We start from the raw sequence: 13,265 nt of genomic DNA on the forward strand, positions 1-13,265 counted from the left end.
ATTTAAAAAATCGTTGATATAAATTTCATGTACCGTAATTAAGTTAAAATCATTAATACGGTTTTACTTATCAAAATGAAATTCTAATACATTTTTAACCGAGAAAGATGACTTCACCATTTTTACGTGTAATAATAGTAACGTTACATATATTGTGAAAGAAGTACAAAAGGAGCGTTACAATGAATTTAGCTAAATTCCCGAGAAAAAAATATACAGAATCATATACACCAATTGAAAAGTTAAACAACTTTTCTGAAGCACTTGGTGGCCCGACTATTTATTTTAAACGAGATGATTTACTTGGTTTAACAGCTGGTGGCAATAAGACGAGAAAATTAGAATTTTTAGTTGCAGATGCACAGGAAAAGGGTGCAGATACGTTAATTACAGCTGGTGGTATTCAGTCAAATCATTGCCGCCTGACACTGGCAGCTGCGGTAAAAGAAAAAATGAAATGTATCCTTGTATTAGAGGAAGGGCTTGAGCCAGAAGAGAAGAGAGACTTTAACGGAAATTATTTCTTATATCACTTATTAGGTGCTGAAAATGTCATTGTTGTACCGAACGGAGCAGACCTGATGGAAGAAATGCATAAAGTAGCAAAAGAAGTAAGTGAAAAAGGGAATACACCATATGTAATTCCAGTTGGTGGATCAAACCCTACGGGCGCTATGGGATACGTTGCTTGTGCGCAAGAAATTATGGCGCAATCATTTGAGCAAGGAATTGATTTTAGTTCAGTTGTTTGTGTAAGTGGTAGCGGCGGTATGCATGCTGGGTTAATTACTGGTTTTTCTGGAACACAAAGCCATATTCCTGTAATCGGGATTAACGTAAGTAGAGGAAAAGCTGAGCAAGAAGAGAAAGTAGCAAAACTTGTAGATGAAACTTCAGCACATGTTGGTATTCCAAACTTTATCTCGCGCGACGCTGTTACGTGCTTTGATGAATATGTAGGACCAGGCTATGCGTTACCAACGCCGGAAATGGTAGAGGCAGTTCAGTTACTTGCGAAAACAGAAGGTATTTTACTCGATCCAGTGTATACAGGTAAGGCAGTAGCGGGATTAATCGACTTAATTAGAAAAGATAAATTTAATAAGGAAGACAATATTTTATTCGTACATTCAGGTGGTTCACCAGCTTTATATGCGAATACTTCTTTATTTGCGTAAGTGTAAAAAGCATTGGGTATCCAATGCTTTTTTGTTATATAATGGAATTGTTGGGAGGCGGGAGGATGATATGAATTCAAATTTAAAATGGATTATATATACGGTACTCGGCATTTCTATTCTATTAATCTTATTTGTGGCTTATGGGGTGTATTCTTATTTTATATTTTAAAAGCGTAATGGAAGTGAACCATAATGTAATGTATGTTATAGTTTGATATGTTAATTACTTACAATACTTTCTACAAGGAGAATACATAATGAGAGCAAAGAAACTAGTAACGTTAGCAGTTCCATTTATGCTGTTAGTCGGATGCGAGGTAGGAGATAAAGATTCTACTCATAAGACTGAGCAAACTAGTAAAGCAATAACGAAAACAGTAATTTCTGAACAACAGTATCCGTACTACATATGTGAGCAAGTGGTAGAGTTCCAATTTAAGAAGGATGAACTGTTACTAAACTTAGGAGAATCCTTAAAGGACAAAGAAAAAGCAAAAGCTGTTTTAAAAACATCAAACGAGATAGATAAAATTTTAGACAATATGGAACACATAAAAGTACCTGATACATACAAAGACATTCACAAATCCATACAAGAAGGGGTAACAGAGGTAAGAAAAGCAACGAAGTTAATTAAGGATGCTGGTAAAGAAGATAAACAGAAGATTCAAGAAGCTACAATGAAAGGTACTGAATTTTTATCAGGTGTAGACGGAGAGCATTGGAAAAAAGCAATTTATGAGTTATCACAGGAAAACAAAGATGCTTATAGTAAGGCACTTGATAAGAAAGTAAAGGAGCACTCAAAGTAAAACAGTAACTTTTAACAATACATATCCACCTAAAATTTCCGCGAATGCTATGCTAGGAAGTTAGGTGGGAGATTACTGTCCTTAAATGTGGCTGATTAAAGCTACAGCCACATTCTCCTGTTCTAATTAACTAAAAGAAGAACTTCCCCATCCCGATTAGACTACTGATCATTCCTATTCCACTCATGGTGCCTTTTCCTGCTGTAAGTAAGTTTCCAAGCATTCCTAGCTGACTGTTACCTCCGTTATTTCCCCATCCCATTGGGGCCCACGGACCACCCCATCCTGGAGAGTTTCCGAAAATACCCCCGTTATTGGTATTGAATTTAAAAGCCTTAGCTGGCGGCGATAGTAAAGCTGCGAGATGACCTTTTGCGAACATCCCTGTATGATTGAATGGTTGCGCCCAGGGGAAGGGAGGTTTTTGAAAATTAAAACCTGCATGACCTGGTAATGGAGTCCAATTAGCAGGGTGACCTTGTGGTAGTATCTCTGCATAATTAATTGGCTGCTGCCCCCAAGAGAAGGGAGGAGGTTGGGGATTGAACCCCGTATAATTGGCTGATGAATCCCAACTAACTGGATAGACTCGGTAACTCCAATTCTCAGGAAGCTTCAAATCATTCATTACCTCAGATGTAGTTATTTCGGGCTGTGAATATAATGAAATTTGGTTAGTATATTGTTGCCCATTTCCCTTTGAATTCAAATACCAATATTGGTCCATACGCTTATTCTCCTCACTTTAAAAATGTAATGTTAGACTTAGCCTATGTAATATTCCTTTTTATGGATGGTTACATAACTAGATCTACAAGCCTGTATTTAAAGGAATGGGTGCGTAGTCTTTTTGATTTTTCTCGCTGCCTGTAAAATTCTCATTGATTTAAAGCTTCACTTTATTTTAGAAGGGGATTTTCAGTTGCTTCTTTTTTGTATTTCAGCCTAATTTAAATTCCGTTAACAAACATTTTTATAAAGGTTTAATCAACAAAAAGATTTTAAAATGGTATGTTGAGCAAGTGGAATTGCTAAAAAGAGAATATCCATTCGAAGAGTTTGGCAAAATACTGCAAGGGTAATATTTTCTTGTGCAAATATGTAAACGATTTAAACGAATCAATGAAATTTATAATGAAGGGGCAATTAAATATATGAGTGAAACATTACATAAAAGAAAACCACCATATGTAATGCTTGTAATCCTTTTTATTGGGGCATTTGTTTCATTTCTAAATAACTCCCTTTTAAATGTAGCCTTGCCATCAATAATGAAAGATTTAAACATTCAAGATTATTCAACGATCCAGTGGCTTTCTACAGGGTATATGCTTGTAAGTGGTATATTAATTCCGGCCTCAGCATTTTTAATAACGCGTTTCTCCAATAGGAGCCTATTTATTACATCTATGGTGATTTTTATTCTTGGTACTGCCTTAGCGGCTGTAGCACCTAACTTTGGTTTATTACTTACTGGTCGGATGGTTCAAGCGGCAGGTTCTTCAGTTATGGGACCTTTGTTAATGAATATTATGCTAGTAAGCTTTCCAAGAGAAAAAAGGGGAACAGCAATGGGGATTTTTGGACTAGTTATGATTACAGCTCCAGCAATTGGGCCGACACTATCAGGTTATATTGTAGAGTATTATGACTGGCGTTTGCTTTTTGAAATGATTTTACCGTTAGCAATCATTAGCTTACTGTTAGGGATTTGGAAATCTGAGAATGTCATGAAACAAAACAAAAATGCAAAACTTGATTATCTCTCATTACTATTATCTTCTGTCGGTTTTGGCGGTTTGTTATATGGATTCAGTTCTGCAAGCTCCGATGGTTGGACAAATAAAGTTGTCTTAACAACCTTAATCATAGGCGCAATTGCCCTAATTGCTTTCATTATTCGTCAATTAAAAATGGATGAGCCGTTATTGGATTTACGTGTTTACAAGTACCCAATGTTTGCACTTGCGTCTGTAATTGCAATTGTCAACGCGGTGGCCATGTTTTCGGGTATGATTTTAACACCAGCTTATGTACAAAACGTCCGTGGCATTTCTCCGCTGAGCTCTGGACTGATGATGCTTCCAGGTGCGGTTATAATGGGGATTATGTCACCAATTACAGGTAAACTATTTGATAAATATGGTCCTCGGATTCTTGGCATAGTGGGGCTTTCCATTACAGCTGTTTCAACTTATATGTTGGCAAGTCTGCAAATTGACTCTAGTCACACACATATTATTCTTATCTACACACTGCGGATGTTTGGGATGGCGATGGTTATGATGCCACTTATGACAAATGGTCTTAATCAATTGCCAACTCGCTTAAACCCGCACGGTACAGCTGTTAATAATACGGCTCAACAAGTGTCCGGTTCGATTGGTACTGCTATTCTTGTTACGATTATGAACTCTGTAACAAAAACAAAAGCTGAAAGTTTAATGTCTCATATAGATCCAACAACCTTTACAGAAACTACGAAGGCAATAGTAACTCAGAAGGCTTTATTATCTGGAATTCAATATTCGTTTTATGTAGCGCTTGGCATGAATGTTGTTGCACTACTATTAGTTTTTTTCGTTAAACGTGTAGATACAAGTGCGGAAGCTGTCGAGAAGCTAAATCGGTAGAGAAAAATAAAACGCTTGATAATGATTCCTACAAGTTTTTTGCTGCTAAGGCGCCGGTATTTAAAGCTGGAAAAGAACTAAAAGAAGCAGGGAAATAATTATATAGTAAAAGAGGACCTGATGTTCATATCAGGTCCTCTTTCATTAGTAACACGGTATACTTGCTTATCGTATTGGTTTAACTAAACTACTGATTTTTCGAATACTACAATCTTAAGCTCGTCAACTTCTCTATTTTTGGGGTGTTTTAGAAGAAAATGAATCAAAATAATCGTTTTTATAAACAAATACAAGAGATGAGATCCGTTTGCAATTTCTCATAAACATTACAAGTTTAGATTATCTTTTAACACCAACATTAAAAGGCTCCAACTATATTTATTCGCTTCATTTTAATTTAGTATTTTTCTACAAGTTATAAATTTAATTGCCAAGCTTATACGTAATATCATAATCATGAATAGTTAGGGAAAAGATAAAATAAGGTAATCAATTACATATCTTTATCCCAGGCGATTAGTTGCTATTTCCTCTTTATTAAATGGGATATGTTATTTCATGCTTTTTTGAAAGGGTGTTTTAAATGGAAAAAAAAGTATCTGCCATTCCTCAGCCGAAAACATATGGACCGCTGGGTAATCTCCCATTAATCGATAAAGATAAACCGACCCTATCCTTTATCAAGATAGCGGAAGAGTATGGTCCCATTTTTCAAATTCAAACTTTAAGTGATACCATTATTGTCGTTTCCGGACATGAACTGGTAGCAGAAGTCTGTGACGAAACACGGTTCGATAAAAGTATAGAGGGTGCTTTAGCAAAAGTTCGCGCCTTTGCTGGAGACGGATTATTTACAAGCGAGACTCACGAGCCTAACTGGAAAAAAGCTCATAATATTTTGATGCCTACATTTAGCCAACGGGCAATGAAAGATTACCATGCTATGATGGTTGATATTGCTGTACAACTCGTTCAAAAATGGGCACGGCTTAATCCGAATGAAAACGTGGATGTTCCGGAGGATATGACTCGTCTTACGTTAGATACAATTGGTCTATGTGGTTTTAATTACCGATTTAATAGCTTTTATCGTGAGACCCCTCATCCTTTTATTACTAGCATGACCCGTGCTCTAGATGAGGCGATGCACCAATTGCAGCGGCTGGATATAGAAGACAAACTTATGTGGAGAACGAAACGTCAATTTCAGCATGATATCCAATCTATGTTTTCTTTAGTAGATAATATTATTGCTGAACGTAAAAGTAGTGGAGATCAGGAAGAAAATGATTTACTTTCCCGTATGTTAAATGTGTCAGATCCGGAAACTGGTGAAAAATTAGATGATGAAAACATTCGTTTCCAAATTATCACTTTTTTAATAGCTGGGCATGAGACAACAAGTGGATTGTTATCTTTTGCAATTTACTTTTTATTAAAGAATCCGGATAAATTGAAAAAAGCCTATGAAGAAGTAGACCGTGTTTTGACAGATCCTACTCCAACATACCAACAAGTTATGAAACTGAAGTATATACGGATGATTTTAAATGAATCACTGCGTCTATGGCCTACCGCTCCAGCATTCAGTCTCTATGCAAAAGAAGATACAGTGATTGGCGGGAAATACCCAATTAAGAAAGGAGAAGATCGTATTTCTGTTCTTATTCCACAGCTACATAGGGATAAAGATGCATGGGGAGACAATGTGGAAGAATTCCAACCTGAACGATTTGAAGAGCTGGATAAGGTTCCTCATCATGCTTATAAGCCATTTGGAAATGGCCAGAGAGCATGTATCGGTATGCAATTTGCACTTCATGAAGCCACTCTTGTAATGGGAATGCTTCTTCAACATTTTGAATTAATTGATTATCAAAACTATCAGCTGGACGTAAAACAAACATTAACGCTAAAGCCCGGTGATTTTAAGATTAGGATTCTACCCCGAAAACAAACTATTAGCCATCCTACTGCTCTTGCACCTACAGAGGACAAGCTGAAAAACGATGAAATTAAGCAGCACGTTCAGAAGACACCTTCTATTATTGGGGCCGATAATCTTTCACTTCTTGTTCTGTATGGCTCGGATACAGGGGTAGCAGAAGGTATTGCAAGAGAATTAGCGGATACAGCTAGTTTAGAAGGGGTTCAAACGGAAGTGGTAGCTCTTAACGATCGAATTGGAAGTTTGCCAAAAGAAGGAGCGGTACTTATTGTGACTTCTTCTTATAATGGAAAACCACCAAGTAATGCAGGGCGGTTTGTGCAATGGTTGGAGGAACTAAAACCGGATGAGCTAAAAGGTGTTCAATACGCAGTTTTTGGTTGTGGAGATCATAATTGGGCTAGTACCTATCAACGGATTCCAAGATACATTGATGAGCAGATGGCTCAAAAAGGAGCAACAAGATTTTCTAAACGCGGAGAAGCAGATGCAAGTGGTGATTTCGAGGAACAGCTTGAGCAATGGAAACAAAGTATGTGGTCTGATGCAATGAAGGCATTTGGATTGGAGCTCAACAAAAATATGGAAAAAGAGCGCAGTACTTTGAGTCTGCAATTTGTCAGTCGTCTTGGAGGATCTCCTCTTGCACGAACATATGAAGCAGTTTATGCATCTATACTAGAAAACCGTGAACTCCAATCATCCAGTAGTGATAGAAGTACACGACATATCGAGGTATCCTTGCCAGAAGGCGCTACATATAAAGAAGGAGACCACCTTGGAGTGTTGCCAGTTAATAGCGAGAAAAATATCAACCGAATTTTAAAACGTTTTGGATTAAATGGGAAGGATCAAGTTATACTGAGTGCAAGTGGACGAAGTATAAATCACATACCTTTAGACAGTCCTGTTAGTTTATTGGACCTTCTTAGTTATAGTGTTGAAGTTCAAGAAGCTGCCACTCGAGCACAAATACGAGAAATGGTAACATTCACAGCATGTCCTCCTCATAAAAAAGAATTGGAAGCATTATTAGAAGAAGGAGTTTACCATGAACAAATACTAAAGAAACGGATTTCAATGTTGGACCTTCTTGAAAAGTATGAGGCTTGTGAAATCCGATTTGAACGCTTTTTAGAACTTCTTCCTGCGCTCAAACCGCGTTACTATTCTATTTCAAGCTCTCCACTCGTTGCACACAATCGTCTGAGCATTACGGTCGGTGTTGTTAATGCGCCTGCATGGATTGGAGAAGGGACATATGAAGGCGTCGCTTCTAATTACTTAGCTCAGCGTCATAGTAAAGATGAGATTATCTGTTTCATTCGAACGCCACAATCAAACTTTGAATTGCCTAAAGATCCAGAAACACCAATTATTATGGTTGGGCCAGGTACTGGAATTGCACCATTCCGTGGATTCTTGCAAGCGCGTCGTGTTCAAAAGCAAAAAGGTACTAACTTAGGACAAGCGCATCTATATTTTGGTTGTCGTCATCCTGAAAAAGATTATCTCTATCGTACAGAACTAGAAAATGATGAAAGAGATGGATTAATCTCTTTACACACAGCTTTTTCTCGTCTAGAGGGACATCCAAAAACATATGTACAGCATTTAATAAAACAAGATAGAATCAATTTAATTTCGTTATTAGATAATGGAGCTCATCTTTATATATGTGGTGATGGAAGTAAAATGGCTCCGGATGTAGAAGATACCCTTTGTCAAGCGTATCAAGAAATTCATGAAGTCAGTGAACAAGAAGCAAGAAATTGGTTGGATCGTGTGCAAGATGAAGGGCGATATGGAAAAGATGTTTGGGCTGGTATATGAATGTTTCTTAATTAGTTACGTATTAACTAATGAATTTCTTTCGAATAAATTTCACTTTATTAGTATAGTGTATTTAGATGAATAGTGATTAACCGGACTATTTAGTATCTACTAAATAAAAAACAGGACCTGATATGCATCTATCGGGTCCTGTTTCACATAGATATTATACATCGATATTTTCTACACATTATCAATGTTTGTAATGTAGTTAGCCTTTTGGGTCAGCAATAAAATCAGATATTATTTTTTCGATATCGAAAGGAGTAATCCCTTTATCCAAAGAAAAAATGCTTTCTGCTTCTTCGATTTCTTGAACGAGTTCACCTCTAGCTTCAATATGTAATCGGAACAAGTCATATAAATTCGGTTTAACTAAATTAGTTAAAGCCTTTCCAACTAGTATCATACCTTTTTGATTAGCCTCGATGGTATTATCATAAGTTAGATCTCTTGTAAGAGACAAATCTGTCCAAATCAATTTTCGTTCCTTTAAGTCTAAAATAACTGGAATAGAGATTTGGGTGTCGGCAGTAATATCCACTTTATCTTGAACAGTAGAAGGTTCAAATACTTCACCTGAACCAGGATATTGACGAACCATCCAACCAGTAAAGCATTCTGGTAAATCTTTATATGGTTGGTCTGTGTAAGAAAGCAAAGTCATAACTACATAGCGTCCACCATATTTCAGCACAGACGGAATATCGAAATCAATGAATTCAGATGCTCCCTTTGGTGCAGAAGTAATATCTCCGCTATGGTAAGCTTTGAAATTTTTTGAACGTAAGTTCGTGAAGGATACATGTTCTTTGTATTGCCAATCTTCGTCGTACATTGCAGCAGACAAATCAATGTCAACACGTCCTGTATGTTGTCCATTCACATAGCCTTCTTTCCACCATAGGAAAAAACGAATCGTATCTCCTTCTGGCAAATCTACTTTACTTCCTCGAGATAATGTGCGAAGCGCTTTGCTGGCTGAACGTTGAGAGAAGGGAACTAAGTGATTTTTTAACTGTTCATCCAAAAATACTTTTCCAAGACTTGGAAGTTCTGCGAAGCGATTTTTTAAAGTATCTTCACACATTTTTACAATCATTAAACAAATATCCTCTGAGATAAATGGAAGTGTATTTTCAATACCTATAGCTTTTGCTACATTTCCCTTTGGAAAAAAGGTACGAAATTCATTTTTATCATTTCGATGCTTAAAATGAGCCGTGAGTTGAAGTAATACAGGAGTAGAAACGTTTCCTATTATACTTAGAAAATCTTCGAGAATATTGAAAACATCTGTTGACTTATTACTACATAAACGGATTAAATGATCCAAGCGTCTGGCAAATTCCCCCGGGCGAGTTTTTAAAAGATTTTTCGCTGTCATGATATCACGATTCAACAAAGCTGCTTCTATTTTTCCATTAAATGTTTCAACTTTAATGTTGTTGCGAAGCATTTCAAATGCTCGGTGGGTTTTTGGGAAACGAGTATGATATTCTGCTGGATGAAGAATTTCACCTAAACGAATCCAACGTTTTTTGTATCGAAGCATATCTTCTGTAATGTTTCCGCATTGCTCTAACAATCCTAAAAGGAAGCGTCTTTCTACTCGGTTAAACTTCTTGAATCGACCGGAAGATGCTAAACTCACATCGCCTTCAGATAAAGCAACTGCAAGGCGAAGAACATCAGTTGCTGTTTTAAAATACTTTGCAGCAGCATCGGCTGATATTTTTCTGTTTATTAATAAAACTCCAATTATAAAAGACATATTTTCCTTATGAGGAATTACATTAGGTAGAAAACAGGAAACATCTTCAGTGTGTGTAATAGCCCATTCTACATCTGTCTTATCAGTTGAGGAAATAGAGCTGTTTGCACTAATCAATTGAGAAATCATTTGATTGAAATCTTCTTCACTTCCTAAGTCAATAACTTTCAAATCAACGCCATCTAAAAGAGGAAGTCGTTCTTCTACTTTTGATACAGGTAGGCGCAACGTCACATAATGAATAACGGCATTGATGTATAAATCAGCGTCACTTAAATCCATCATTTGTTGCGGAAAGTTTGGATACATAGGAGTAAACTGAATATGTGCACCAACCATTTCTTTTAAATGTTTTACCAACTCTTTGTAAAACGATGTGAATGCATCAACCGAAAGTGTTTGCAACTCTTCTATTAAAGGCTCGGAAAAAGTAAATCCTAAACTTTCCAAGTTTTTTAAAACAGTGGCTAAATACATGTTCGGTAGTTTATTTTCTTCTCTTTTTATAATTACTTTCAAACTTCTTCTTATGTAAATAGAATTTTTCATGAGAACGCCGATTATTCACTCCTTATAAAAGAGGGGAATAGTCTGACTGTCCTCCTTTCAGTGGTAGATTTTTATTTTTACATGTATAAACACACTAATTGTAGAAAAATGCACAGAGGTTACATAGCTATTTTTTAGTGAAAAATTAGGGGTATAACATTTAGTTGTTAAGTGGTAATTTATTAATTAAGAAAAGAAAACCTCTACATCAATGGTTGATAAACTAAAGTTTATTCAATCCCAAAGAAGAAAGAGGTTTTATAGTCTAATTATTTTTCATAGGGAATTGACAACTCTAAAACAATTTGAAAATTCTAAAAAGAAGGAAGAATTGTCATAGCCTATGTGTTTAGCAGGAAAGTAACATCCCTATTTGGCCAAAGAAGTTAGAAGGAAGGAACGTCATAGCCTGCTCTATTAGTATATTCTCATGCGAAGAGCAATTCAAGTATACTGTCTGATTTTTTATATTTTTCTTAAAGGGGAATTGTCATGTTTATCCCGCATTAACGGGTAGCCCGATTGGTGAGGGTGATTAAAGTTTCATTTTATAAATAGGGGGAACATCACATGCTCTTTTTATAATACTATTAAGGGAGGATTTTTATTTTTGATATATTATACCATTTATTTAATGGTATAATATGGTATGTGTTCTATGGAATGGAGTTGAATGAGTATTATAAATACAAAAGGTGAAATTAAAAAAACAAAAAGAAAAGTATTACTAACTATACTTACTATGTTAGTAATTATAATTGGATTTGGATATTGGAAACTTTTTAGTTTGCAAGGCGTTCCAAAAGGGGAATTAATTCGAACAGTGAAATCTCCAGATGGCAAATATCTCATCAAGACTTATTTTCATAATGCAGGATCATTAAGTGCGGATGCTGTTAGGGGTGAATTAGTTAACCTTGATACAGATTCAGAGAAAAATATATATTGGAATTATCCAGATACCGATCCATATATTGAATGGGTAAATAAGAATATTGTTAGAATTGGAGATCAAACTTTAGATATTTCACAGAAAGAAACCTATGATTGGCGTGATGATGATAAGCACGTTAAAGAAATGCCTAAACAGTTTAGTAGATAAAACAAGAAAATTTAAATTTATTTAATCTTATTCGTTTAACTATAGATAGGATTATATGAGTGAAAAAGTCCATTTAGATCTTCTAAATGGACTTTTTTAGGTTTCTAGATACGACTACTAATAAAAATGGAACAAACTTGTTATTTAGGTTGTCTATTAAGTATACGTATAAAACAGGGGTTCATGATAGTTCACTCATTTTATGAAAAGTGAGATGCAAGAGAGTGATATCCGATACACTCTTTAATTGTATCGATATGTATAACACCTAAAAAAACTATATATTCTTGAAAGAGGTTGAAAATGTATGATAGTCTTAAACAAGTTTTTTAACATTTTACATTACAAAAAGATGGTACCTGTAGTATTTCTTTCATGTGCAACGCTTATAGGCTGTTCCGATGGTAATACTCAATCTGAATCACTTAAACAAACGAAACAAACAAATCAAATCAAACAAGAAACTAATGGTAATGATTCTTTTGCTAAACTTGAAAAAGAATTTGATGCTAAACTTGGTATTTATGCATTGGACACTGATACGAATCAAACCGTTACGTATCAATCAGATAAACGGTTTGCATACGCATCTACCCACAAAGCTTTAGCTGTGGGAGTACTTTTACAAAAGAAATCAATAGAAGATCTAAATCAAAGAGTTTTGTATACTCGTGAAGATCTTGTTAATTACAATCCAATTACAGAAAAGTATGTTGATAGGGGGATGACTCTGAAAGAGCTTGCAGATGCTTCCCTTCGATATAGTGATAATACTGCACAAAATCTTATTCTTAAACAATTAGGTGGACCTAGCGAATTCAAAAAATCACTGAGAGAAATAGGAGATACCGTTACAAATCCTGAACGTTTTGAACCAGAGTTAAACGAAGTGCATCCAGGAGACGTACATGATACTAGTACCCCAAAGGCATTAGCTACTAGTCTTCAGGCTTTTGCGTTAGGAGATGTACTTTCAACTGAGAAACGGGATTTATTAATAGATTGGATGAAAAGGAATACTACCGGAGACAACTTAATTCGTGCTGGAGTTCCAGGAGGATGGGAAGTAGCTGATAAGACGGGCTCGGGATCTTATGGAACCAGAAATGATATCGCAATTATTTGGCCACCAAATAAAAAGCCAATTGTTCTTGCGATACTTTCTAATCATGATAAAGAGGATGCTAAATACGATGATAAGCTTATTGCAGAAGCAACCAAAATAGCGCTGGGTGTCTTAAAAGCTAAAAATAAATAATAATAGTATTAGTTATTGAAATTTTCCTGTTTTTCCGTCACAATACTGTGACGGTCTTTTTGTGTATTTTACAAAGAATCGTCTTAATTAAAGAAAAAAAGATAGAAACTATCTCTAGTAAGTTTATTAAGTAAGTAACAACAAATATATGCTTTATTGTATACTTATTGCATTT

The 13,265-nt window shown here is 35.7% G+C and carries 8 protein-coding genes; 6 read left to right on the plus strand and 2 right to left on the minus strand.

All coding sequences use genetic code 11. The features are described from left to right. Positions 1-182: 182 nt before the first annotated feature. Together HMAS_RS08390 and HMAS_RS08400 are read left to right on the plus strand one after the other, a co-directional pair. Positions 183-1,178, plus strand: coding sequence for a D-cysteine desulfhydrase (locus tag HMAS_RS08390; protein ID WP_116344756.1), 996 nt, complete (start codon positions 183-185; stop codon positions 1,176-1,178). A 260-nt stretch (positions 1,179-1,438) separates the two neighbouring features. Next, complete coding sequence (locus HMAS_RS08400) at positions 1,439-1,993, plus strand: hypothetical protein (protein ID WP_044795140.1); 555 nt, start codon at positions 1,439-1,441, stop codon at positions 1,991-1,993. Positions 1,994-2,123: 130 nt separating this feature from the next. Here the strand turns inward: HMAS_RS08400 and HMAS_RS08405 are convergent, their stop codons facing one another. Next, complete coding sequence (locus tag HMAS_RS08405) at positions 2,124-2,720, minus strand: hypothetical protein (protein ID WP_116344758.1); 597 nt, start codon at positions 2,718-2,720, stop codon at positions 2,124-2,126. A gap of 427 nt (positions 2,721-3,147) precedes the next feature. Between HMAS_RS08405 and HMAS_RS08410 the strand changes: the two genes are divergently transcribed. Together HMAS_RS08410 and cypD are read left to right on the plus strand one after the other, a co-directional pair. Beyond that, complete coding sequence (locus tag HMAS_RS08410; protein WP_000005138.1) at positions 3,148-4,626, plus strand: DHA2 family efflux MFS transporter permease subunit; 1,479 nt, start codon at positions 3,148-3,150, stop codon at positions 4,624-4,626. Between the two features lie 583 nt (positions 4,627-5,209). Next, a complete protein-coding gene (cypD, locus tag HMAS_RS08415; RefSeq protein WP_116344759.1) occupies positions 5,210-8,407 on the plus strand; it encodes a bifunctional P-450/NADPH--P450 reductase in 3,198 nt (1,065 codons plus the stop codon). Between the two features lie 211 nt (positions 8,408-8,618). Here cypD and HMAS_RS08420 read toward each other — a convergent pair whose 3' ends face one another. Further along, positions 8,619-10,730 (minus strand): TerD family protein, encoded by a 2,112-nt coding sequence (locus HMAS_RS08420; protein ID WP_025708670.1) that lies wholly within the window; start codon positions 10,728-10,730, stop codon positions 8,619-8,621. Between the two features lie 673 nt (positions 10,731-11,403). Here HMAS_RS08420 and HMAS_RS08425 point away from each other — a divergent pair. Beyond that, entirely contained in the window at positions 11,404-11,832 is a 429-nt protein-coding gene (locus HMAS_RS08425) for a DUF5412 domain-containing protein (protein ID WP_000022540.1), read from the plus strand. A 307-nt stretch (positions 11,833-12,139) separates the two neighbouring features. After that, positions 12,140-13,090 carry a class A beta-lactamase gene (gene bla, locus HMAS_RS08430; protein ID WP_025708667.1) on the plus strand — a complete coding sequence of 317 codons (951 nt, stop codon included), beginning with the start codon at positions 12,140-12,142 and terminating at the stop codon, positions 13,088-13,090. The last annotated feature ends 175 nt before the right edge of the window (positions 13,091-13,265 follow it).

The organism is Bacillus sp. HMA207 (genome assembly GCF_003402455.1).
Taxonomy (GTDB): Bacteria; Bacillota; Bacilli; order Bacillales; family Bacillaceae_G; genus Bacillus_A; species Bacillus_A cereus.

Coding starts and splice junctions, on each gene's coding strand:
- HMAS_RS08400 (WP_044795140.1), top strand. CDS start 1,439: ATGAGAGCAAAGAAACTAGTAACGTTAGCAGTTCCATTTATGCTGTTA.
- HMAS_RS08405 (WP_116344758.1), bottom strand. CDS start 2,720: ATGGACCAATATTGGTATTTGAATTCAAAGGGAAATGGGCAACAATAT.
- cypD (WP_116344759.1), top strand. CDS start 5,210: ATGGAAAAAAAAGTATCTGCCATTCCTCAGCCGAAAACATATGGACCG.
- HMAS_RS08410 (WP_000005138.1), top strand. CDS start 3,148: ATGAGTGAAACATTACATAAAAGAAAACCACCATATGTAATGCTTGTA.
- HMAS_RS08425 (WP_000022540.1), top strand. CDS start 11,404: ATGAGTATTATAAATACAAAAGGTGAAATTAAAAAAACAAAAAGAAAA.
- bla (WP_025708667.1), top strand. CDS start 12,140: ATGATAGTCTTAAACAAGTTTTTTAACATTTTACATTACAAAAAGATG.
- HMAS_RS08390 (WP_116344756.1), top strand. CDS start 183: ATGAATTTAGCTAAATTCCCGAGAAAAAAATATACAGAATCATATACA.
- HMAS_RS08420 (WP_025708670.1), bottom strand. CDS start 10,730: ATGAAAAATTCTATTTACATAAGAAGAAGTTTGAAAGTAATTATAAAA.